Origin of the sequence: Okeania sp. SIO2F4 (assembly GCF_010672385.1) — a bacterium.
GTDB lineage: Bacteria > Cyanobacteriota > Cyanobacteriia > Cyanobacteriales > Microcoleaceae > Trichodesmium.
On sequence record NZ_JAAHGT010001406.1, the window covers coordinates 1 to 1,432 of the forward strand.

Here is a 1,432-nt window from a genome sequence, read left to right on the forward strand (position 1 = left end):
TCTTGAATTGGTTTAATTAAAAATTTTGCAAGAGGTTTAATGAATTTAGAATTCATAATTCAGAATACAGAATTTAGAAGTTAAATTCTTACTTGATGATTTTAAGAAAACTAGAAAAAAGATTTAACTGATAACTGATAACTGATAACTGATAACTGATAACTAATCACTGATAACTGGTTATAATGAATTGATAATTGAGAATTGAGAAGTTAAATTATTACCTGATAATTTTAAGAAAACTAGAAAAAGGATTTAACTGATAACTGATAACTGGTTATAATGAATTGATAATTGAGAATTGAGAAGTTAAATTATTACCTGATAATTTTAAGAAAACTAGAAAAAGGATTTAACTGGTAACTGATAACTAATCACTGATAACTGATAACTGAATAACTGATTTCCTTCTTCCTTGAAAAATGAAATGGATGAACAAACAGAAATCTCCCCAGATGACTATCAAGGCTGGTACAATGTGGGAGTAAATCTCAGTAAATTGGGAAAACATCGGCAGGCTATTACTGCTTTTGATAAGGCAATAAAAATTAAACCAGAATACCCTGAAGCCTGGAATAATAGAGGTAATGCCTTCAAAAAAATAGGTAGATTACAGTTAGCTTTAAATAATTTTAATCTGGCTATAAGTCTGGAACCAAATTCTCATTTAGGTTGGTATAATCGAGGGAATGTACTGAATGATTTAGAGCGATATCGGGAAGCAATAAGTTCTTTTGAGGGAGCGATACAAATTAAACCAGATTTATATCAAGCTTGGTACAATTTAGGAAATGCTTGGAATAGTTTAGGATATTACCAAAAAGCTATTGAAAATTACGAACAAGTAACAAAAATTAAACCCAATTTATATCAAGCTTGGGATAATCAAGGTCAGGCATTATTTGAGCTAGGAAGGTATCAGGAAGCTTTGAAATGTTTTGAACAGGTAATAAAACTTAAACCAAATCATTATGCAGCTTGGAATTTTAAAGGCAGAACTTTATTTTATTTAGAGGATACGGAAGGGGAAATTGTTAGTTATGAGAAAGCAATAGAAATTAAACTAGACTATCAGGAAGCTTGGAATAATTTAGGTCAAGCTTTGTCAAATTTAGGAGAGTGGTATGAGGCGATCGCTTGTTTTGATGAAGCGATAAAAATTAAACCAGATTATTCTTTGGCTTACTATAATAAAGCTCGTTGTTATGCTTTGCAGGAGAAGGTATATTTAGCCATTGAAAATTTGGAACAAGCAATTAATTTCGGTGCTGGTAAACCTTACCGAGAGATGGCAAGAACTGATACTGATTTTGGTAATATTCATTTGAATCCTAAATTTCAGGCTTTAATTGAAGGTGATTTTATGTATTGAATTGAGAATTGAGAATTGAGAATTGAGAAGTTATTTTTGTAACGGTGATTTTGAGCAACC

At 30.7% G+C, this 1,432-nt stretch carries 1 protein-coding gene; it reads left to right on the forward strand.

What is annotated here, in order from left to right; all coding sequences use genetic code 11:
* The first annotated feature begins 427 nt into the window (after positions 1-427).
* Positions 428-1,372 (forward strand): tetratricopeptide repeat protein, encoded by a 945-nt coding sequence (locus tag F6K22_RS40805; protein WP_293110863.1) that lies wholly within the window; start codon positions 428-430, stop codon positions 1,370-1,372.
* Positions 1,373-1,432: the final 60 nt, after the last annotated feature.

Coding starts and splice junctions, on each gene's coding strand:
- F6K22_RS40805 (WP_293110863.1), top strand. CDS start 428: ATGGATGAACAAACAGAAATCTCCCCAGATGACTATCAAGGCTGGTAC.